Consider the following 20,380-nt stretch of genomic DNA (forward strand, 5'->3'; position numbering starts at 1 on the left):
ATCCCGGTTGCTAACTTCCCTGCACCGAAGAGGAGTCGCCCGATGCGCCGTTGCTTGACCCATGCCCTTGTTGCGGTGGCGATGACCGCGCCGATGAGCGCGTTCGCGCAGGAGGACAGCAACTGTCCTCCCGGCGCGTGGTTCTGCGAGGAAGTGGAGCCGCCTCGCGATCCCGTCGCAGAACCGCCGCCCGCCGCTCCTGCCGAGGCCGCGCCCGACGAGGCGCCGCCGCCCCTGCCGCCGGCCAGGGGGGCCGCCCGCCGGGCCCCGCCGGTCGTCGTCTACGAGACCTCGCCGTCGGGCCCGCCTCCTCAGGTGATCGTCGTGGCGCCTGGGGCGGCCCCTCCGCCGCGCGTGATCGTCCGCCGCGTGGCGCCCCCGGCGCCGCCCCCGCCGGTGAAGCGGCGCTGGCGGCGCCACTGGGGGATCAACCTCCGCATGGAGGGCGTCATGTTGGGGCGCGAGCACGGCGGAGCGGAAGACGCTGGCATGGGAGGCGTCGGGATCAGCCTGCGCTACCGGCCTGTCCCGGCGTTCGCGATCGATGCGGGCGCCGACTTCCTCGCGGGCACGGACTACAACGGCGACCAGCGGACCGAGGTGCCGCTCTCGCTGAGCGGGATGCTGTTCGTCAACCCGCGTAGCCGCACCCAGTTTTACTTCATGGGCGGCCTGAACATCGCGCACGCCGAGGTCGATCGCTCCTCGAGCGAGGTCGCGGCCGGCGGCGCCGAGTTCGCTCCGGACACGGAGTACGACTATTTCGGCGCGCACGGCGGCATCGGCCTCGAGTTCCGGCTTTCGCCCCGCATCGCCCTGAACGTCGATGCGCTCGGCTTCGTGCGCAGCCGTACGGACGATGGGCTCGTTCCCGAGTTCACGGATCCCGACACCGGCCGGACGACCAACACGTCGGGCGGGGGGCTCTTCCGCGGCGGGCTCAGTATTTACTGGTGAGCGGCTCGTCATAGCCTCCCGTCCACCCTGACCGCGCGGTGTTCGCGTCCGTTCTGCTCTCGACCAGGCGGTCGCGGTCCGGACCGTCTCCACGCGGTATAACGCACGCATCGTGCCCCAGGCCTCGATCATGCGCGCGCTCCGTGGCCGCGCCCCGCTGTTGCTCGCCCTCGCTGGCGGCGCGACGTTCGCCCTCACGGCGCCGCCGACGGATCTGGTCCCCGCCGTCATCGTTGGGCTCGCTCTGCTGGCGGCCGCCGTCCACGACGCCCCGACGATCTGGCGCGCCTTCGGGCGCGGCGCTGTCTGGGGAACGGCGGCGGGCGTCGTGGGCCTGCGCTTCGTGCCGGAGGTCATCCAGCGGTTCACACCTCTCGGCTCGGCGGCCTCGTACCTCGCGCTGGTGCTGCTCGCGGCCGCCCAGTCGCTGGTCTGGGCGATCTGCGGCGGCATCACGAGCGCGCTCCTCCGGCGGCTGCGCGTTCCCCTCGAGCTCGCCTTTGCGACCGGCGTGTTCGCCGCCGTGGCCATCCCGACCGTCTTCGGCTGGACTCCTGCGGGTCTCATGAGCCCCTGGCCGGCGCTCGTGCAGCTCGCCGATCTCATCGGCGAGCGGGGCGTCTCCGTGCTGTTCGCCGTCGGGGCGGCCTTGCTCACCCGCGCTGGCCTGGCCGGCTCGGGGAGGGCGCCGGGCGGGCGGGCGATCGAGCGCGCGCCTGCGCAGGAACCGCGGCCCACCCGCCTTCGGTTATCCCGCGCGATCCTCTACCCGGCGCTCTCGAGCGTCGCGCTGTTCGGGCTGCTCGCGGTTCACGGCGCGCTGCGGATGGCGGCGGTGGAGCGCGCCAGCGCCGGCCTGCCGACCGCGCGCGTCGCGCTCGTCAACCAGGCGGTGGGGCCTCACGAGCGATGGCAGGCGAAGAACCTCCCGCGGATCCTGCGAACCCTGCACGAGCTCACCCGGGAGGCCGAGGCCGGCGGCGCAGAGCTCACCCTCTGGCCCGAGGCGGCGTACCCTTACCCCCTCTCGCACAGCGCCCGGCAGGCGCCGCGCGGCGGTCGCGCGATCCTGGGGCCCGGCATCCGTGGCCCGATCCTCGCGGGGCTCATCACCCAGGCGCCGCCCGTGAAGGCCGCCGACGGCGTCGAGGAACGGAACAGCTACAACTCCGCTACCGTCGTGCTCCCCGACGGGAGCATGCAGCCGACGCAGGACAAGCTGCAGCTGCTCTGGTTCGGCGAGACGGTCCCGGGCGGCGCTTACCTGCCCTGGCTGCGGCGCATCTTCCAGAAGAGCGGCGGGCTCGTCCCGGGCGCGGAGCCGCGCGCCCTCACGTTGCCCCGAGAGCACGGGCCCGCGCTCCGGATCGGGGTGCTCAACTGTTACGAGGACACGCTCACCGGGGTGGGGCGGCGGATCACCGGGGCGCTCGCCCCGAACCTCCTCGTCAACATCACGAACGACGCCTGGTTCACCGGGAGCGCCGAGCCCGAGCTGCATGCGAGGCTCGCGGTCATGCGCGCCATCGAGCTGCGCCGTGATCTCGTGCGGGCGGTGAACCTCGGCGTCGTGTCATGGATCGACGCCCGAGGCGTGGTGCGCAGCCGCGATGAGAGCGCTGCGCCGGGGGTGACCTTCGCGACCCCCTCGGTCAGGGACACGCCGCTGACGCTCTATACTCGTCTGGGCGACGCCCCGATGGCGTTGCTGCTCGCCTTCGCGAGCGTCGCTTGCGCGCTCCGGGCGCGACGCTCCATGGCGAAGGCCCCGCGGCAAGCCCGGGGCGTCAGCTCGGGGGCGCGAACGCCTGCGGGGCCCCCGGAGCTCGCGCCGCCCGATGCGGCGACGCAAGCTGCGGCCACGGACGCGCCGCTCAGCCGTCCTTGAGCGCCTTGACGGGCGCCGCGCGGAGCTTGCGGCTCGCCGGCTTGCCCTTGATGGTCATCGGCTGCTTCGTGAACGGATTGACGCCTTCCCGGTCCTGCGTGGCCGGGATCTCCTTCGCCTTGATCTTCACGAGGCCCGGAACCGTGACCTCACCCGGCCCCTCCGGACCGAGCTCTTTCTTCACCAGCTCGCCGAGCGCATCGAGCACGCTGGCCACGGACTTCTTGTCGAGGTGGGTGGCCTCGGCAAGACCGACGATCATCTGCGCCTTGGTCAGCTTGTTCGAACCGGGCATGTCTCCTCCAAGTCGAAAGGGGGCGTCCGTTTAACAAGCGAGGTTTCGCATCGCAAGCGATAACTCATCGCGCCCCCGTCTTCTTTTGCCTCGCGGTGCTGCGATGCAGCTTGATTACAGTGTTGCTGTTGCCTCGTGACGCCGCCGCGGCCTCGAGCTCCCGGGTCAAATCCGTCATTTCCCGTTCTTCTGCGTCGGTCTTGTGGTCGTAGCCGAGCAGGTGGAGCAGGCCGTGCCCGAGCAGCATCGTGATCTCGTCGAGCAGCGGGCGATCGCGCTCGGCGGCCTGCCGCGCGGCCGTGTCGATCGAGACGATCACGTCGCCGAGAAGACCGCGCCATAACGACGGATCCACGGGACCTCGCCGGCCGCGCCTGCGCGAGTCGGCCCCGTTCTGGTCCAGCATCGGGAAGGCGAGGACGTCGGTCGGCTTGTCCTTGCGCCGGTAGCTGCGGTTGAGCTCGTGGATGGCCTCATCGTTCACCAGGGCGACGGAGAGCTCCACGCCCTGCAACGCGAGGTGGGAGAGCATCTTGCTCGCCCGCCGGCGCACGACCGCCGTCGACACCCCCTTGAAGGGCCCTCCCTGCGTCGTGACGGACACGACCGCGGGGGCCGCCGGGCGGCTCCCGCGGCGCGTCGTCCCCGAGCTCTCCTTGCGCTTCTCGGCCACGGGATCGCTATACCAGCTCGGGGATCTTCTTCGCATCTGCCAAGAACTGCGCGAGCCCGACGTCGGTGAGCGGGTGCCTGGTCAGCTGCTTGATGACCTTGAGCGGCATCGTCGCGGCGTGCGAGCCGATCATGGCGGCCTGCACGAAGTGGACGGGGTGCCGTACGCTCGCGGTGAGCACCTGCGTCGAGAACCCGTAGTTCCTGAAGATGGTCACGACCTGCAGGACGAGATCCATCCCGTCCCCGGCGGCGTCGTCGACGCGCCCGACGAACGGCGACACGTACGTGGCCCCAGCCTTGGCCGCGAGCAGCGCCTGGGCGGCCGAGAAGCAGAGGGTCACGTTCGTCTTGATGCCCTCGGAAGCGAAGATCCGGGCGGCCTTGAGCCCCTCGTCGATGAGCGGCACCTTGACCACCACGTTCCGGTGAATCTTCGCGAGCTCGCGACCCTCGCGGAGGATCGCGTCCTTCTCGACCGCCACCACCTCGGCCGAGACGGGACCGTCGACCACCTCGCAGATCTCGGCGATCGCCCGCTTCGTCGGCTTGCCGGCCTTGGCGAGGAGCGACGGGTTGGTCGTGACGCCGTCGATGACGCCCATCGACTGCGCTTCCTTGATTTCCGCGATATCCCCTGAATCGATGAACACCTTCATGATGCTGCCTCCGGGAACCGATGGATCGGCCCTTCGGCGGTGTTCATGCTGGGGTCAGATGCCGAGGAGCAAGGGCCTGACAGGGGCCCTCGCTGCCTCGTTCTGGCTGTCAGGCGGAGCGGGCAGGGGGCGCCGGCTCAGGCCGTCGCCTCGTCCTCACCGCCATGGCACTTGTTGAACGGCTTGCCGCTGCCGCAGGGGCACTCCTGCTCCTGCATGACGGCAGGCTGCGGGAGCGCCGGGGCGGGGTTCGCGCCGATCGGGAGGGACTCGTCGTGCTGCGCGACCGCGTCGAGCAGCGCCGCGGCGTGCCGCTCGCGATCCGCAGCCTCGATCTGCGCCTCTTCCTGCTCGGCGCGCCTGACATTCACGCTGAAGAGCTTCGTGACCACGTTCGAGGAGACGCGGGCCACCATGTTGACGAACATGTTGTAGCCCTCCTTCTTGTACTCCTGCTTCGGGTCCTTTTGCCCGTAGCCGCGCAGGCCGATGCCGTCGCGGAGGTGGTCCATGTCGGTCAGGTGGTCGACCCAGGCCTTGTCGAGCTCCTCCAGGTAGAGGTGGCGGAAGATGCGCAGCGACAGCTCGACGCCGATCTCCTCCTCGCGCTTCTCGTACGCCTTCTCGGCGCGCTCGTAGAGCTCCCGCGCCAGCGTCTCCTGGTCGCCGATGTGCGCGATGTCGTCCGGCAGCTCGACGCCGAAGTGCTCGCGGAAGCCCTGGAAGATGCCGCCCCAGTCCCAGTCCTCCGGCGGCTTGCGGGCCGGGCAAGACTCCTCGACCATCGCGCCGATGATCCGGTCCATCAGATCGAGCAGCCGCTCGCGCTGCTCGGTGAGCGCCAGGGGCATGAGCTCGGAGCACTCGTCGTAGATCTCGAGGGCCTTGTCGGCGCGCGTCTCGAGCTCGATCTTCACGCCCCAGCGCGTGTAGATCTCGCGCTGCATGTTCTCGAGCTCGACGAACCGCTCCGTCTTCTCGAAGTCCTTTCGCACGATCTCGCGCCGGTTGCCGTCCGCGTCGAGCGGCATCACCGGGTCGTTCGCGAACATGCCGAGCAGGTAGCCGACGTCCGGGCGGACGAGCTCCACGATGGACGCGAGCGGCTTGATCGCGCGCTTCTCGCCCGTCGGCTTCCCCTCCTCGTCGAGGATCTCGGGAGAGTAACGGCCGACGAGCAGCGACTGGCGCATGTCGTAGATCGTCTTGCGCTGCGCGCTCATCACGTCGTCGTACTCGAGCAGGTTCTTGCGGATGTCGAAGTTGCGCTCCTCGACCTTCTTCTGGGCGTTCTCGACGCTCTTCGTCACCCACGGGTGCTCGATGGGCTCGTCGTCGGGCATGCCCATCCGCTCCATCAGGTTCTTCACCCGATCCCCGGCGAAGATGCGCATGAGGTCGTCCTCGAGGGACAGGTAGAACTTCGACGTCCCGGGGTCGCCCTGGCGGCCGGCGCGGCCGCGTAGCTGGTTGTCGATGCGGCGCGACTCGTGCCGCTCGGTGCCCAGGATGTACAGCCCGCCGATCTCGCGCACCTCGTCGCCCTCGGCGGAACACTCCCTCTTGAGCTCGTCGACCAAAGCCTCGAACGCGTCGGGCTCCGCCTCGGGCTGGCGGTTCTGCTCCTTGAACTTGAGCTTGGCGAGCATCTCCGCGTTGCCGCCCAGGATGATGTCCGTCCCGCGACCCGCCATGTTCGTGGAGACCGTGATGGCCCCTTTGCGGCCCGCCTGCGCGACCACGTAGGCCTCGTTCTCGTGGTGCTTCGCGTTCAGCACGTTGTGCTTCACGCCGCGCTTCGTCAGGATCCGGCTGATCGCGGTGCTCTTCTCGACGCTCGTCGTGCCCACCAGGATCGGCTGGCCGAGCTCGTGCTTCTCGAGGATCTCGTTGATGACCGCGGTGAACTTCTCCTTCTCGGTCTTGTAAACGAGATCCTCGTAATCGACGCGGACCACCGGCTTGTTCGTGGGGATGATGACGCAGTCGAGCTTGTACGTGCTGTGGAACTCCGCCGCTTCCGTGTCCGCGGTGCCGGTCATCCCGGAGAGCTTCTTGTACAGCCGGAAGAGGTTCTGGAAGGTGATCGTCGCCATCGTCCGGCTCTCCTCCTGGATCCGGACGTTCTCCTTCGCCTCGACGGCCTGATGCAGGCCGTCCGACCACCGGCGCCCCGCGAGGACGCGGCCGGTGAACTCATCGATGATGAGCACCTTGCCGTCGCGTACCATGTAGTTGACGTCGCGCTTGTAGAGCGTGTGCGCGCGCAAGCACTGGTTCAGGATGTGCAGCGTCTCGAGGTTCACCGGATCATAGAGGTTCGTGCCCTTGAGCACCTGGAGCGAGGCGAGCAGCCGCTCTGCCGTCTCCACGCCCTCGTCGGTCAGCGTCACCGAGTGCGCCTTCTCATCGACGGCGTAATGCTCCTCGTTCCGGAGCTGGGGGATCACCTCGTTGATCGTGCGGTACTTGTCGCTCGAGCGCTCCCCCTGCCCGCTGATGATGAGCGGAGTCCGCGCCTCGTCGATGAGGATGGAGTCGACCTCGTCGACGATCGCATAGTGCAGCGGGCGCTGAGCGTACTCGAGCGCCGAGAACTTCATGTTGTCGCGCAGGTAGTCGAAGCCGAACTCGTTGTTCTGGCCGTACGTGATGTCGCAGCGGTACGCGTGGCGCTTCTCGGCGTCGCCCTGCTGGTTGACGACCACGCCCGTCGACAGGCCGAGGAAGCCGTACAGCTTGCCCATCCACTCGGCGTCGCGCCGCGCCAGGTAATCGTTCACCGTGACGACGTGGACGCCCTTGCCCTCGAGGGCGTTCAGGTAGCAGGGGAGCGTCGCGACCAGGGTCTTGCCCTCGCCGGTGCGCATCTCGGCGATGCAGCCGTTGTGGAGCACCATGCCGCCGATGAGCTGCACGTCGTAATGGCGCATCTTGAGCGCGCGCTTCGACGCCTCGCGGCAGACCGCGAACGCCGGGACCAGGATGTCGTCCAGCGTCGCCCCGTTGGAGAGCTTCTCCTTGAACTCCGCCGTCTTCGCTCGGAGCTGGGCGTCCGAGAGCTTCTGCAGCTCCGGCTCCATCCTGCTGATCACCTCGACCCGGGGTCGCATGCGGCGGATGGCACGCTCGTGCGAGGTGCCGAAAATCTTCTTCATCGCCCAAGTGAACATCTTTAGGTGCCTTGGCTCCGCGGCGGTCAGGTGGGAGGAGAGGGTCCGGCCGAGGAACGCGAACGTAGTCGCGCCGCGGGCGTCGCGCAATTCCAGGACCGCGCGCGCGGTCGACGACGCCGCCGACGCGATCCGCCCGAGGCTCCGCAGCCCGGGTCCCCGTCACGCGTTCGTCGTCGGATCCGCGCGCGGGCGAACGCTCGTCCCCGCGCCGCGCGCCCAGCGGACCACGACCGTCCCGGGCCACCAGGGGGGCGCCCCGGGGCGGCGCGTCACGTCGCCAGGTGGAGGCGTCAAGCCGTGGTGCACGAGGGGGGACTCGAACCCCCAAGCCTCCCGGCGCCGGAACCTAAAACCGACCGGACGGACGCGATGGGGGCCGATGCCCCGGTTTCGGCCGTGGATTTCGGGAGGCTGACCGTCCGATCAGACGCCGCGGCGCATCCGTCCGCCTCTTCCGGGCCGCCGTCCGCCCTTTCGCCAGAACCCGGAGAGGTGGCCGAGGTCACTGCGCCCCCTTCGCCGCCCACCCGGCCGTCGCCGCGCATGACGGACGACCACAGCCGGAATGAGCGCGGGGCGCCGCCCGTCGCGGTCGCCCCGCCGCCCAGGCTGGAGCCGATCGCTCCCGAGCGGGCAGCCGCCCCGGTCGGGTCTCAGGCCAGCCTGCTGGAGCAGATCACCGGCGCGCTTCGGACGGCGGCCGCGCACGGAGAGCTTGACACCGCTCGCGCGCTCCACGCGGCGCTCGGCCGCGCGCTCGGGGCGGCGCCGCCGGACGAGTCGAGCGGCGCGAGGGTCGTCCCGCTGCGCGGGCGTGGGAAGCGCGGAGCACAGTGAACGATGAAGGTCAACAGAAAAGAGCTTCGTGGTCGCTCGTGGTCTCTGGCGGTCAGCGAGGAGGGCGACCGGCCGGCCGCATGCTCTGCGCGCGGTGAAGACGGGCCTTGCGCGTCGAGCATCGATATGGCCTTCGGCCACAGTAGCCGACGTTCTATGTGCGTGATGGCCTGTTTGCTCGCGTTAGATTGCGAGTCGCTGCGCCTGACTGTGGCCAATCGAGGCCAATGCGACACCGCGCGTCGATGCCTCTGGTGTTCTCTCGTGACCAAGCGGACCAGGGTGCTTATCCCGGGTCCGCACCCGCGATTCGTGCGGGTCCGTCAAGCATCACGAGCGCATCGCGATAACAAAGCGTTCACAAGTTGCTTGTTAATATTTTCTGGGGCGAAGGCCCATTGTTTTGGGTGACAGCGCGAGGCGCGACGCCACAATAGATTCGTCAAGGAGGCAGCATGTATACGAAGGGTGCAGTTGCAGGGGACGCGAGGAGCTCTCGGAAGTCGCACAAGAGAGAGCCGGTGCAGGTGGACACAGCGACGCTCCGCCAGCTTGCCGTGAAGGCCGAGGCGGACCCGCGCACGGTCGCCAAGATGCTCCGGAACGAGGTCGTGCGGGGGGTGGCTGGTCAGCGGGTGCGCAGGACCCTCATCGAAGCCGGGCTGATCAAGGAGTAACCCGCGGCGCCGCCGGGCAGGCGGAGCCGCTCAACGTGGGAGTGGGCGCGTGCCGTGTGTGAGCCGGCGCAGCGTTGTGAGGTGACGTGTATGCAGCGGAGGAATGCGACGGCCGCGCCGGGCATGGCCGGCGACATGAAGGCGAAGGCGCCGCCCGGGGGGAAGGGCGGCAAGGACATCACGGCGCGCGTGCTGGCCACGCTCGCGAGCCCGGACGGGCCGGCCGCGGTTCTGCTCCCGATGCTGGTGCAGGTCGTTCAGGTGGTCGTCCAGGAGGTACAGCAGGCCGAGCAACCCGAGGACGATCCCGTGCTCGACGCGGCCGGCGCCGCCGCGCTCCTCGTGGTCTCCCGGGAGACCGTGATCCGGATGGCCAGGAAGGGCGAGATCGCCGCGGTCAAGCTCGGCTCGCGCCGCGGCTGGCGCTACCAGCGGTCGGACCTCCTCGCGTACCTCGAGGCGAAACGCCGCCGGCCGGCGCCGGTCGCCGCGAACGACGCGGAGGGCCCCCCTACGGACGGCGCGGGCGTCTTGGCGGAGATGAACCTGCCCGTCCTGCGGGGGCGCCGATGAGCCGCGCCAGGGCCGCCCGGCGGGCAGCGTGGCGCGCAGCGAGGAAGACGCGGGGGGTGCAGAACGACGACGTGCCGCGGGAGCTCAAGGCGACCGTGGGCGCCCTCCTGGAGCACCTCGAGCGGCAGGGCCCCCCGGCCGTCGAGACGAGCGGGCTTGTGCTCGTTGCCCATAACATCGATGGCGAGCCCCGGATCGGCCTGATCGACCGGCTCGAGATGAGCGACGCGCTGCGCATCGCCGGAGACACCAGCCTCGCGTGCAAGCTGGCGGAGCCGGTGCCGAGCGGCTCGATCACCCTCCTCGCCCTCGCGCGGGGAGGGCTCGCCTACCGCATGCGGGCCCGCTGGGCAGGGGCGCGTACGGATATCAACGCGCGCGGAGGGGCGGCCTGATGTCCCGCTCTTCAAGCGCGCGGGTCGCCCGACGCATCGCCCGGCGCTCGGCAGCCCCGCACGACGTTCCCACCGCTGAGCGGTGGCACATCGCCCCTGCGTACCTACCGCGCGTCCCTGCGTGGGCGCGCTTCGGAGAGCAGGCCGGCGCCGAGCACGAGGCCGCGCACGCTGCCATCTCGGACGCCCTCGCCGCGCGCGGCCCCTCGCCGGACCTCGACGCGATCGTCGTCGTCGGAGTCGACCTTGGTGATCGGGTGCTCGTCAGCTTCGAGCCGATCGAGGAGTACGCTGCGAAGATCCAGCGGGCGGGACATGCGGACGTCGCCGGCGCGATCCGCCGGCCGGTCCAGAGCGGCATGGTGCGCACGCTCGCCGTCTCTCGCTGCGAGAGCTTCCAGGCCGGCGCCGCGTTCTGGCCCGACAAGCCGATCAACACCTGCACCAGAGGAGCAGCATGAGCGCGCCGACGTTCGATGACGCGTGCGCTGAAGCCGCCGAGTACGGGGCCGAGCCGGGCGAGCCCTGGCCGACGCCGCGCGCCGTCGAAGACGAGCCGGCCAACGATCGCGCCGCGCGTCCGGAGCCCGCGCACGGCCGCCAGGAGGCCGCATCGCCGCCGGCGCAGTGGAAGCCCAGGACGATCCATGTCCCGCGGCGGATCGAGCTCGATCACGAGGGGTGGCTCGACAAGCTCCAGCGCGGGAAGAAGAACGCCGTGCTCGCGACGACCGCGAACGCGATCGCCATCCTGAGCCACGATCCGGCGTGGCGCGGCGTGCTCGCCTGGAACGAGTTCACGTCGTTGCTCACCACGACCGCACCGCCGCCCTGGGATCCAGAGGACATGCCCGGAACGCAGTCGGACGGCTGGTGGTCGGACGCGGACACCACGCGCCTGCAAGCCTGGCTGAGCCGCCGCTACGGGATGAACCTGGGCGAGGTGGCCTGCTACAGGGCGGCCGTGGTCGTTGCGCAACAGCAGGCGTTCCACCCGGTCCGAGAGTTCCTGCTGAGCCCCACGTGGGACGGCGTGAGCCGCGTCGAAACCTGGTTGATCACCTACGCGGGCGCCGAGGACACGCCGTACACGCGCGCCGTGGGCCTATGGTTCCTGGTCTCCGCCGTCGCTCGGATCTTCGAACCCGGCTGCAAGGTCGACACCATGCCGATCCTCGAGGGGCCGCAGGGGCTCCGGAAGAGCACGTTGGTGGCGGTGCTGTTCGGCCGGAAGTGGACGAACGACAGCCCGATCGACCTCCAGAGCAAAGACCGCTTCTCCTCGCTGCGCGCCAACTGGTTGATCGAGTTCGCCGAGCTCGACGGCTGGAGCAAGGCGGAGGCGTCGCGCGTGAAGACCTTCGCGTCGAGCCCGGTCGACAAGACGCGCCTGCCCTACGACCGCGCGGACAGCGCGCTCCCGAGGCAATGCGTGTTCGCCGGCACGGTCAACCCGAACGGGCGCGGCTACCTTCCGGACGAGACCGGCAATCGCCGCTTCTGGCCGGTGAAGTGCTCGCCGTGCGGCTCCGGACTCGCGATCGGGCAGCTCGCCATCGCCGACATGGAGCGCGACCGCGAGCAGCTCTGGGCCGAGGCCGTGGAGCTCTACAAGCAGGGTGCGCCGTGGTGGCCTGAAGGCGCGGAAGAGAACGAGCTGTGCAAGGAAGCGCAGGACGAGCGCGTGTCGACGGACGCGTGGCAATCGATGATCGGGGCCTGGCTCGCGAATCGCACGCCCGGCGCGTTCGTCACGGTCGCGGAAGTGCTGCAAGGCGCACTCCACATGGAGCCCGCGAAGATGGACCAGAGCGCGCAGAATCGCGCAGTGCGGTGCCTGAAGCTCGCTGGATGGGATCAGAGACAGCGGCGTGTGAACGGCAGCGCAGGGAAGCGAGAGCGCGGCTACGTGCGGGCGAGCGAGGACGAGGCGCCGACGGCGTACGTCGACAACGTGGTGCCGCTCCACGCTCCGGAGCGGCGTGCGCCGGTGCGCCCGCCCGCGCCCCACGTCGAGCCGGAAGACGTCGAGCGCGCGGCGATCCAGGAGGAGGGACGCAAGCGCGGTCCCAACGGCTGCGCGATAGAGGGCTGCGGCTGCACACCGTGCGTGACGTGCGGCGGCTGCAAGACGCTGAGCGCTACCGGCAGGAAGGCTCGCGCCCCGGAGCGCGGCGGGTGCAGGTGCACGGGCCGCTACGGCTGCGCGTTCGAGGATTGCGACTGCCGGCCGTGCAAGAACGGCCACTGCAGCAGATCCGATCGTCCGCTGGACGGCGGCGGCTGCTACTGCTGAAGGGCGGCACGATGACGGCGGCAGCTGCCGAGATCCGATGCGACGTGTGCGGCGCGGAGCTCGCGAGCGCCGAGGCCCACCGTCGGGCGTTCGTGCGGTGGTGGGAGCGGTGCCGCGACGACGGCCTGGGGACGTCTCGCGTGGTCGTCGCGTTCGACGTCGTCTGCGCCGGTCGTTGCGCTCGGCATGAGGAGGCAGCGCGGCGAGCCGAGCTGAGCGCCCCCGGCTTCGTGGTCCTCGAGCTCGACGGCATGCTCGGCTGGTTCGCCGGTCGACACGCGATCCATGGGCTCGCGCGGCTGATGCGCGACTACACGTGGTCGGACCGCGCCGCGCTCGAGCGCTGCCTCGACTTCTTCGTCCGCGCGGCGTCCCTCCCCGATGGCGAGGGGCCGCCCTCGCTCGGCTGACAAGCGCCCGATCACGACCGCGCCCGCCCTCGCTGCCCCGCGAAGCCCTACGACCACCGCCACCCGGAACGCCATCGAGACGCGCGTCGAAGGGGCTGTCACGGGTGTCACGGGTCCAAATCGAACCCGTGACGCTACCCGTGACACCTTCAAGCTCTCGGAATCAAAGGCTTTTCTATACCCGTCACACCTGTCACGGGTACGATCACACGTATATGCGGGAGAGATGACGGGGTAGATATAGGGGGGAAGTGTTGACCCCCTACCCGTGACGCCGTGACACCCGTGACGCCCACGATAAATCTGTGTGGTTACGGACAGATGGGGCGTCACGGGTCAGAGGGCAGCAAGGCGTGACACCCGTGACGCCCATAGGGGCTGGCTCACACTCATGCGGTTGTAGGTGCGTATCCTACAGTATATGGGGGATTCCGGGCCCAGGGGTCCTGACTTTTCCGCGCAAGGTTTGCGCGTTTGCAATCTGGGTGAACAACCAGCGCCCCCGAGCAGGCCGAGGTTCGCCCTCGCCGCCGCGGTTAACAGCCGGTTCACAGGTTCACCAGCGGCCTTCACCAGCGCTCGATGCCTGGTTGATGGTCAACCCGGGCCGGTTGATGCCGTGTCGCACGCGTGGGGGCCTCCTACAGCTCTGGGGCTCGCGTGGCCCTGGGGGCTCGGTCCTCGTGCGCGACCGGTTCGGGCTGTGGTGAGCGATCCACCCGTCTCTCGCTGCCGTGGATCTGATCCGGATCCGGTCCATGCGTGCCCGGTCCACCCTCGAGAGGCTGCTCGTCGCCCTCGGCTCCGAGCCCGCTGGATCGGGTAGGCTCGCGCCGTGCCCCGTCTCCGCTCCTCCGCTGAGATCCTCCGCGCCGTGCCGCCCCGCGACCGCGCGGTGCTGCGGCGGTTCGGCCTCGACCTGGAGGACCCCGCGCAGGCGAGGTTCTTCGTCGAGGGCGTGCGTGTCGCCGACGAGTTCATCGCGGAGGAGGCCGCCCTCGCCGCTCACCCCTCGCCGCCGGCCGCTGCCTGGGCAGGAAGGGGCCGCCCTCGCGCCGCGTCTGGTGCTCGCGGGGGTGACGTCGCCCGCCGGCGCGCGCGCCGCCTGCTGGCCTGCCCCGGGCGCTAGGCGGGCCCGCGCGGGAGCTCCCGCCGCCGCTCGGCCCTCGAGGCGCAGCTCGCACCTGGGCTTCACCGCCCGCGCTCGGCACCTTCCCGGGCCGCCGTCGAGCCGCGCCTCGTGATGCTTCACGTGTGAATGGTTCGTGTGCGAAGCATCGCGCGCCGCTCGCCGCGACCCTGACGGGGCGCCGCGCTGCGATGGGTTGTGATGAGTCGTGATAGCCGACCTTGTGAACGTCTTTTCGCATCATATCAGGAACATCGCTTGATTGCAGACTGCGAGCCTTACAGACTCCGAATCTATGAGCAGCAAGAGGCCGGTTTCGGTGTTCATGGGCCCCGAGCTCGAGCGGCGTGTGAGCCGCCATCGGATCGGCGGCGACAAGATCCGTTCGTTCTCCGATGTCGCCCGCGAGGCGATGGAGAAGGGCCTCGACGTGATGGAGCGCGAGCGGCGGAGTCAGGCGGAGGCCGGCTCGCCCGCCGCGGCGTGAGAGGAGCGAGAGAGCATGTCGACGAAGAGGGCCAAAGCAGTCAGCGTGGCCACGCAGCAGAAGGGCAAGCGAGATACCGATCGCGCCGCGGCGCGGACCACCCCGCGCCAGACGACCGAACGGCCGAGCGGCCCGCGGAAGCCCCCGAGCTCCGGCGCCGTCGCGAAGCGCGCGCCCGCCAAGCGGGCCGCACGAGGCGACCGATGAGGTCGATGAGGTTGTGGAAGCCCTTGACCGAGGGCACGTCGACGCAGCTCGAGGCGGACGCTGAGGTCGACCGCGCGCTCGGCTTGTCGTCGGCCCCGCCGACCTTCGACGGGTTCGGCCCGCCGGAGCGCGGCGCCCGGAAGCTCTGCGCGATGACGCCGACGCAGGCGCGCGCCCGTGCCGCGGCCCGAGCTCTCACGTCGTCGGGCGTGCGCGCGAGCGCCGCCGATCTCGAGGTCGACCGCGCCCTCGGCTCCGGCGTGCTCGGCGTGGAGCCGCCGGCGCCGTCGCCGACGCGAGCTGGCTTCGGTCCCCCCGAGCGCGGCGCCAGGAAGATGTCGAGCATGACGCCGACGCAGGCGCGCGAGCGCGCGCTGAGGCGGGAGGCGTCGCCGTCATGTCGATGACCGCAGGGAGGCCCCGCAGCGGGGAAGGTCCGCTGTTCCGCGCGGCTCAGGTGCGGTCGGTCAACGAGGCGGAGCGGCGGATCTCGGCGGTCGCATCGACCGAGGCGCTCGACGCCCACGGCACGATCCTGCGCGCCAACTGGGACTTGACCCGTTTCATCGCCAACCCGGTGCTGCTCTGGGGGAACGACGACGGGGCGCTTCCGATCGGCCTCTGCGAGAACGTGCGCGTCGAGGGGAAGTCGCTTCTCTTCGACGCCGTCTTCGACGACGCGACCGAGTTCGACCAGCAGGTCTGGGAGAAGTACCGGCGCGGCGTGCTCCGCGGGTTCGCGGTGCGCTTCAACCCGCTCGAGCGCAGGAGCGTCGAGCACGAGGGCCGGCAGGTCATCGAGTACACGCGCGCCGAGCTCATGGCGATCAGCTGCACGCCGGTCCCGTTCAACCCTCAAGCCCTCCGGAGGTCGGCGGGCGATGTGCAGAAGCACCCTGGAGACACGATGAAGAACAAGACGACCAACGGCGCCGGGCGGTCAGCCGTGCGCCTGCTCGTGGATGGCTATCCGCAGATGTTCCCTGGCGAGCTCCGTTCGTGGGCTCTCAAAGAGCCGCTCAGCGTGGTGCAGAGCTTCATCAACGCCGGAGGGCACCAGAGCGGGAGCATCCCGCGGGAGGACGCGGAGAAGATCGACCGCCTCCTCGGCATCCGTCCCGCATCGGACGGCAAGGTCGGCTATGGCGACGTTGACCCGATCCGCGGCGTGCGGGTCTTCCACGCGCCGGCGCCCGGCGAGATCCGCGCGATGGCCGCGATGGGGCGCCGATAGGCGACAACGTGATCGAGACGGGGCGAGAGCGCCTCGAGGAAGACAGGGGACGATGAGCATTCGATCGATGTTTGGGGCCCTTCTGAGCTTGGGAGAGGCGCGCCCGAGCGATGCGGCCGCGCAGGTGGACGGCGCCCGCGCGGTGCTGGCCGCCGCGGAGCGCGACACCGCGGAGACGAGCGCGCGCCTGGCCGAGCGGGAGGCGCACGTCGCGAAGGTCGAAGCGGCGTTCGATGAGGACCCGAGCGACGCGAACGGCGACGCCGTTCTCGCCGCGAGGAACGCCCGCGACCTGGCCAAGCTGCAGGCCGACCGCGCCGGTCGTCGCGAGCAGCAGGCCCGCGAAGCCCTCGCCCAGGCCGAGCACGAGGCCGCGCGCGCCCGCCTCGAGGCGGAGCTCGAAGAGGCCGAGCGGCGCCACGTGGCCGCCATCGAGGCCGAGCGGAGCGCCAGCGCCGCCCGCCTCGCCGCGCACCCCGCGCGGGAGCTCCTCGAGGTCATCCGTCGAGCCGAGGAGCGCCAGCGCCGGGCCCAGGCCGAGAACGAGGCCGCCGGCGCCGCCCTCGACGCCAGCGCGGTGGAGCTGGCCGAGCTCGAGGCCAAGGTGATGGCCATCGCGCCGGAGCGCGCCGAGGAGCTCCGCGCCCGCGGCGAGCGGCGCGCCGGCGAGCTGCGCCAGGCCCAGGCCGAGCGGGCATCCCTCGCCGCCGCCAAGGTGCGGTTCAGCCCGAGCGTCGAGCTCGTCATCGCCGGGGAGGCGCTCATCCGGAGGAGCCTCGCCGACATCGACGCCGCGGTGGATGACGCCCGGGCCGCCGCGGCGCGGGCGCAGGAGCTCGGGGCCGACATCAAGCCGATCGATGACTTCCACAAGGTCTGCCACGTGCGGCACGCGCAGTTCCTCGCGCTGCCCGAGGCGGTAAGAGACTGGAACGGCCACTATCAGGACATCGGGTCTCTGGCCGGCATCAGCACGTCTTTCAGTCGCACCGATCGCGCGTACCGCTTCCAGCTGGAACAGCCGAAAGAGGCTCGGCGCGATGGCGATGTGTCGGACGCGATGAGTCGGGTCTCCGTGATCCTGAACAGCCCCACGACAGATGAAGTGCGCGCGGCGGACCAGGCCATCCGCCAGCGCCAAGAGGCAGAGGCCCAGAGGCACTTCGAGGAAACCTACATCCCGCCGCCGCCTGGCGGTTTCGTCGTGAGATATGAAGGGGACAGGCAGGTGCTCAAGCCGCGTTACGCCGAGGACGCCAGGCACCCGTTCTTCACGCGCAGGAGGGAAGCGCCGGAGCCGCAACCCTCCCTGCGCGAGAGCGCCTCGAGCGCGTTCCGGTCGCTCTTCTCCGCGAACGACGGCGAGCCCCCGGCCGCGTGATGGGAACGGATTACACGGCGCAGCTCGCCGCCGCGCGCGCGGCTGTGGCGAAGGCCGAGCAGGACGAGCGCGAAGCGGCCGCTGAGGTGAAGGATCGCGAGGTCCGGCTTGGGTGGGCTGAGGAGGCGCACAGCGACCCGGCGAAGCGATCAGGCGACATGACCTCGGAGAGAACTTCTTGTGCCGTGATCGACGGCCGCAATCAGCTCCACGTCGCCAGCCGACGCCACCGCGAGACGACGGCGAGCCTCGATGAGGCCCGCGCTGAGCTCACTCGACTCGAGGAGACGGGCTCTCGCCCGAGCTGAAGCATATGGCAGCCATCGACGCGCGCAGCGCCTTCGCGACGTAAGCACAGGAGCACCATGCCCAACCCGATCGAACAGGCAGACCTCTATGACGTGATCGTCTTGGCGGGCCAGCGCTCGCCAGGGCAGGCGCAGGTGAGCGGCGCCGGCTCGCCGCGGAACTGGGACGAGCGGAAGGGCTACGGGCTGTCGGGCGCCTTTCTCGTGTTCACGGGCGACGGGCTCGCGACGTTCCAAGTGCGGCTGCTCTTCTGGGAGCCGCAGCACTTCGCGCAGTGGGACACGTTCTCGCGGCTCCTCGCGCGCCCGCAGCTCGGCGCGCGCCCCAAGGCGCTCGACTACTACCACCCGTATCACGAGCCGCTCGGCATCAAGTCCGTGGTCGTCGAGGACGTCCTGCAACTCGACCAGATCGAGCCCGGCCTCTGGGCGCAGGACATCAAGTTCAAGCAGTACCGCTCGCCGAAGCCGACCCTTTCGAAGCCCGAGGGCAGCACGGCGCAGCTGAACGAGCCGAAGGCCCAGGACGAGTTCGATCAGAGCATGGTGTATCTCGAAGGGCAGATAACGAATCCGACCGACAGCGTCGTGACGATAATTGGAAAGGTGTTCGGTCGATGAACACCATTGAAGCGCACGAAGCGGACGTGTTGCGCGCTCGGCTCACGCTGGAGACCGCGGAGCGCGCGCTGCTCGAGGCCTGCACGAGGCTGGCCGCCGCGGAAGCGTCGCTCGGCGCTGCGCGTGGGGCCGACGTACCCGCTGCACGAGATGCTCGGGACCTCGCCGCAGCGAAGGCAGCAGCGGCCAAGCGCTGGGAGCACGAGGCTCGCGCCGCCCTCGCCGCTGCGGAGGTGGAGCGAGTGCGCGGTGGGCTCGAGGCGCAGCTCGTCGAGATCGGACGCCTCGAGGCATCGGCTCGCCGCCGCGTGGACGGTGGCCAGGAGGATCAGGACGCCGTCCGCATCGTCCTGCATAGCGCGGTCCGAATCCGCGAGACCCTCGAGGCACAGCTCGCCGCGCTCACCCTCCCCCCCGGCGCTCGTCTCGCCGACCTGAACTGAACGCCGGGCGAGCCCTCAGCGCTCATCGACGCAGGGCCACGACGGCGACCGCCAGCGCGAGCCCGAGCGCATGCACGTGCGGATGCGGCGGCTCGATGATGGCGATGCCGGGGTACGGCGGATCGACGATGCAGGCGACGCCGGGATCCGGCGGCTCGATGCTCGCGGTGACGTTGGGGTTCGGCGGGTCGATGACGTCCGCGTCTTGGGGCGGAAGGATCATGCGGCGAGGCTACCACGATGCAGCGCCGCTCCTCACCCTCGCCGCGGGCGGAGCGCCCGGGTCAGCGCAGCGATGCCGCGCGCGCGCCACCGGTACGCTGTGCTCACAGGCGCGTCCTGCTGCTCGGCAGCCTCCTCCATCGACATCTCGAAGACGTCGTGCGCCACGATCACCGCGTTCTCGTGCTCGGGCAGCTGGTGCAGGGCTTCGAGGAAGGCCCGGCGCATCTCCTCGCGCTCGAGGGCTTGATCGGGAGTCGGTGCCTCGTGCGCCGCGCGCGGCGGCTCCGCACAGGGCTCCTCGCGTCGCACGCGGGCCGACGCCCTGTGATGACGCACGCGGTGATAGGCCAGCGTCCGCATCCAGACAGCCAACGCCCGCGCGGGCTCCATGCTCGGATCCGGGCGGTAGCGCCCCGCCTCGCTGGCCTCCCATGCAGCGAGAAACACGTCTTGCGAGAGGTCTTTGACGTCCTCGCGTGTCGCCTGGGTACCGCGAAGGCCGCTCGCGATGGCGGCGTGCACGAGTCTCACCTGCCCGAGGAGCTCCTTCGCGGTGAGCCGCTTCGCAGCGAGTTCGCGTTGCTTGCGGTAGACGACCGCGATCGCGAAGAAGACGAAGTGCCAGAGCGTGAGCGCTACGAAGTCCGGCGCCATGCGAGGACTCCCTGTGTTGGAGTGAGGGCGAGGTAAAGCGCGAAGAGGATCGAGCGCGCGAGATCCCACGCTCCGAAGATGCCCACCCGAAACGGGCCGGCGAGCATCGTCAGCTCAGCAACGACGATGAGGCCGCTGATGAAGTGGTGAGACTGCGCGGGCTCGCGTCCGAAGTACCATCGAAGGAGGCACCCGACCGACACGCAGAGCGCGGCGAGCTCGCACGCGGTGTAGGCCTTCGCGAGCAGGGCCCCGCGGAAGGTGGGGTATCCGGCGGCGAGGACCGCGACCGCGACGACGTAGACCGCGAGCACACCCCAGGGGCGCCGCCGGCCGAAGATGAACACCGCGAGCGCCGCGACGCCAGCCATCCAGCCGAGGAAGAGGGCTGACTCGAAGTGGAAGGCGACCCGAACCCAGCCGGTGAACGGCGCGCCGGCGAGCTCGGCGCGAGCGGGCCGGAGCACCTGCGCGCCGATGAGCTCTCGCACGGCGTCCGTCACGAGGCCGTAGGCCAGCAGCCACGCGATCGGCCGGTGCTCGGGGCGATGCCGCGCGACGATCCAGGCGAGCACCGTCACGAGGACGGAGAGGCTCCACAGCGCCGGGATCACGGCGCAGCCTGGGCTCGGGGGTGAGGGCGGGCTCGTTCGCGGTCAGGCGCGCGCGAGGGCTCCGCGCGCCGCGCTGTCAGGGCTCCGGCGGGCGAGGCGGCAGGCACGGCGCCGACGGTACGCGTCGCCTCCAGGAGGGCCAAGAAAGGGCGGCCCCCAGGCCGAAGAGGGCGAAGAGCTGGAGCAGCCTGCCTACGAATCCGGGGTCGGGAGGGGTGATCGGCATGGCCGGCAGGCTACCA

At 70.3% G+C, this 20,380-nt stretch carries 23 protein-coding genes; 16 read left to right on the forward strand and 7 right to left on the reverse strand.

Annotated features, from left to right (window positions below; translation table 11 throughout):
* Window positions 1-42 precede the first annotated feature (42 nt).
* Both WMF46_RS00130 and lnt read left to right on the forward strand, forming a co-directional pair.
* Window positions 43-957 (forward strand): outer membrane beta-barrel protein, encoded by a 915-nt coding sequence (locus WMF46_RS00130; RefSeq protein ID WP_437983722.1) that lies wholly within the window; start codon window positions 43-45, stop codon window positions 955-957.
* A gap of 112 nt (window positions 958-1,069) precedes the next feature.
* Window positions 1,070-2,845 carry an apolipoprotein N-acyltransferase gene (gene lnt / locus WMF46_RS00135; RefSeq protein ID WP_437983723.1) on the forward strand — a complete coding sequence of 592 codons (1,776 nt, stop codon included), beginning with the start codon at window positions 1,070-1,072 and terminating at the stop codon, window positions 2,843-2,845.
* Here the strand turns inward: lnt and WMF46_RS00140 are convergent.
* From WMF46_RS00140 to secA, 4 genes are all read right to left on the reverse strand, one after another.
* The gene (locus WMF46_RS00140) at window positions 2,832-3,140 is read right to left on the reverse strand and encodes an HU family DNA-binding protein (RefSeq protein ID WP_272097071.1); all 309 of its coding nucleotides are present in this window, start codon (window positions 3,138-3,140) and stop codon (window positions 2,832-2,834) included. The genes lnt and WMF46_RS00140 overlap by 14 nt on opposite strands.
* Before the next feature lie 64 nt (window positions 3,141-3,204).
* Window positions 3,205-3,849 (reverse strand): rRNA maturation RNase YbeY, encoded by a 645-nt coding sequence (gene ybeY / locus WMF46_RS00145; protein WP_437983724.1) that lies wholly within the window; start codon window positions 3,847-3,849, stop codon window positions 3,205-3,207.
* Window positions 3,821-4,471: a fructose-6-phosphate aldolase gene (gene fsa / locus WMF46_RS00150; protein WP_437297089.1), complete on the reverse strand. Its 651-nt coding sequence runs from the start codon at window positions 4,469-4,471 to the stop codon at window positions 3,821-3,823. The genes ybeY and fsa overlap by 29 nt, the downstream gene beginning before the upstream one ends.
* Before the next feature lie 137 nt (window positions 4,472-4,608).
* Complete coding sequence (gene secA, locus WMF46_RS00155) at window positions 4,609-7,644, reverse strand: preprotein translocase subunit SecA (protein ID WP_437983725.1); 3,036 nt, start codon at window positions 7,642-7,644, stop codon at window positions 4,609-4,611.
* A 495-nt stretch (window positions 7,645-8,139) separates the two neighbouring features.
* Here secA and WMF46_RS00160 point away from each other — a divergent pair, with 495 nt between their 5' ends.
* The 14 genes from WMF46_RS00160 (at window position 8,140) to WMF46_RS00225 (ending at window position 18,645) form a co-directional block, all read left to right on the forward strand.
* Window positions 8,140-8,484, forward strand: coding sequence for a hypothetical protein (locus WMF46_RS00160; protein WP_437983726.1), 345 nt, complete (start codon window positions 8,140-8,142; stop codon window positions 8,482-8,484).
* 521 nt (window positions 8,485-9,005) lie between these two features.
* Window positions 9,006-9,161 carry a hypothetical protein gene (locus WMF46_RS00165; protein ID WP_437983727.1) on the forward strand — a complete coding sequence of 52 codons (156 nt, stop codon included), beginning with the start codon at window positions 9,006-9,008 and terminating at the stop codon, window positions 9,159-9,161.
* A 90-nt stretch (window positions 9,162-9,251) separates the two neighbouring features.
* Complete coding sequence (locus WMF46_RS00170) at window positions 9,252-9,734, forward strand: helix-turn-helix domain-containing protein (RefSeq protein ID WP_437983728.1); 483 nt, start codon at window positions 9,252-9,254, stop codon at window positions 9,732-9,734.
* Between the two features lie 56 nt (window positions 9,735-9,790).
* Window positions 9,791-10,129: a hypothetical protein gene (locus tag WMF46_RS00175; RefSeq protein WP_437983729.1), complete on the forward strand. Its 339-nt coding sequence runs from the start codon at window positions 9,791-9,793 to the stop codon at window positions 10,127-10,129.
* A complete protein-coding gene (locus tag WMF46_RS00180; RefSeq protein ID WP_437983730.1) occupies window positions 10,129-10,590 on the forward strand; it encodes a hypothetical protein in 462 nt (153 codons plus the stop codon). Before WMF46_RS00175 ends, WMF46_RS00180 begins: the two co-directional genes overlap by 1 nt.
* Entirely contained in the window at window positions 10,587-12,425 is a 1,839-nt protein-coding gene (locus WMF46_RS00185) for a VapE domain-containing protein (protein ID WP_437983731.1), read from the forward strand. The genes WMF46_RS00180 and WMF46_RS00185 overlap by 4 nt, the downstream gene beginning before the upstream one ends.
* A gap of 11 nt (window positions 12,426-12,436) precedes the next feature.
* A complete protein-coding gene (locus WMF46_RS00190) occupies window positions 12,437-12,835 on the forward strand; it encodes a hypothetical protein (RefSeq protein WP_437983732.1) in 399 nt (132 codons plus the stop codon).
* Between the two features lie 835 nt (window positions 12,836-13,670).
* Window positions 13,671-13,964, forward strand: a complete 294-nt coding sequence (locus WMF46_RS00195) for a hypothetical protein (RefSeq protein ID WP_437983733.1) — start codon at window positions 13,671-13,673, stop codon at window positions 13,962-13,964.
* A gap of 295 nt (window positions 13,965-14,259) precedes the next feature.
* On the forward strand, window positions 14,260-14,451 hold the full coding sequence (locus tag WMF46_RS00200; RefSeq protein ID WP_437983734.1) for a hypothetical protein: 192 nt from the start codon (window positions 14,260-14,262) through the stop codon (window positions 14,449-14,451).
* A gap of 212 nt (window positions 14,452-14,663) precedes the next feature.
* Window positions 14,664-15,065: a hypothetical protein gene (locus WMF46_RS00205; RefSeq protein ID WP_437983735.1), complete on the forward strand. Its 402-nt coding sequence runs from the start codon at window positions 14,664-14,666 to the stop codon at window positions 15,063-15,065.
* A complete protein-coding gene (locus WMF46_RS00210) occupies window positions 15,056-15,892 on the forward strand; it encodes a hypothetical protein (RefSeq protein WP_437983736.1) in 837 nt (278 codons plus the stop codon). Before WMF46_RS00205 ends, WMF46_RS00210 begins: the two co-directional genes overlap by 10 nt.
* A 67-nt stretch (window positions 15,893-15,959) precedes the next feature.
* Window positions 15,960-17,273, forward strand: a complete 1,314-nt coding sequence (locus WMF46_RS00215) for a hypothetical protein (protein WP_437983737.1) — start codon at window positions 15,960-15,962, stop codon at window positions 17,271-17,273.
* A 365-nt stretch (window positions 17,274-17,638) separates the two neighbouring features.
* Window positions 17,639-18,202: a hypothetical protein gene (locus WMF46_RS00220; protein ID WP_272097407.1), complete on the forward strand. Its 564-nt coding sequence runs from the start codon at window positions 17,639-17,641 to the stop codon at window positions 18,200-18,202.
* Window positions 18,199-18,645, forward strand: coding sequence for a hypothetical protein (locus tag WMF46_RS00225; RefSeq protein WP_437983738.1), 447 nt, complete (start codon window positions 18,199-18,201; stop codon window positions 18,643-18,645). The genes WMF46_RS00220 and WMF46_RS00225 overlap by 4 nt, the downstream gene beginning before the upstream one ends.
* A 22-nt stretch (window positions 18,646-18,667) precedes the next feature.
* Here the strand turns inward: WMF46_RS00225 and WMF46_RS00230 are convergent, their stop codons facing one another.
* The 3 genes from WMF46_RS00230 to WMF46_RS00240 are packed head-to-tail and all read right to left on the reverse strand — an operon-like array spanning window position 18,668 to window position 20,138.
* Window positions 18,668-18,868, reverse strand: coding sequence for a hypothetical protein (locus WMF46_RS00230; RefSeq protein WP_437714959.1), 201 nt, complete (start codon window positions 18,866-18,868; stop codon window positions 18,668-18,670).
* Between the two features lie 32 nt (window positions 18,869-18,900).
* Window positions 18,901-19,524, reverse strand: coding sequence for an RNA polymerase sigma factor (locus WMF46_RS00235; protein WP_437983739.1), 624 nt, complete (start codon window positions 19,522-19,524; stop codon window positions 18,901-18,903).
* On the reverse strand, window positions 19,506-20,138 hold the full coding sequence (locus WMF46_RS00240) for a hypothetical protein (protein ID WP_437983740.1): 633 nt from the start codon (window positions 20,136-20,138) through the stop codon (window positions 19,506-19,508). The genes WMF46_RS00235 and WMF46_RS00240 overlap by 19 nt, the downstream gene beginning before the upstream one ends.
* Between the last annotated feature and the right edge of the window lie 242 nt (window positions 20,139-20,380).

It is taken from the genome of Sorangium sp. So ce117, from assembly GCF_051524395.1.
GTDB lineage: Bacteria > Myxococcota_A > Polyangia > Polyangiales > Polyangiaceae > Sorangium > Sorangium cellulosum_B.